Consider the following 221-nt stretch of genomic DNA (forward strand, 5'->3'; position numbering starts at 1 on the left):
GACCGTCGTGACGACCGCCGTGATGATCGTGACCGTGGTGAGCGTGGTGGTTTCCGCCGCGATGACAGCCGCGGTGGTGGCTATGGCCGTCGTGACGACAGGCGTGACGACCGTCGTGACGATCGGCGTGAGGGCGAGCGGGGTTCGCGTCCGGGGTTCCAGCGTGACGACCGTGATCGCGGACCGCGTCGGGACGACCGTGGCGACCGTCCCGCTTTCCG

1 protein-coding gene is annotated in these 221 nt (G+C 69.7%); it reads right to left on the minus strand.

Features of this window, described 5'->3' with window-relative positions; genetic code table 11:
* On the minus strand, positions 1-221 hold a 221-nt coding region (locus tag K7G59_RS34860; RefSeq protein ID WP_263977113.1), incomplete at both ends, for a hypothetical protein.

It is taken from the genome of Streptomyces sp. NK08204, assembly GCF_020400585.1.
Taxonomy (GTDB): Bacteria; Actinomycetota; Actinomycetes; order Streptomycetales; family Streptomycetaceae; genus Streptomyces.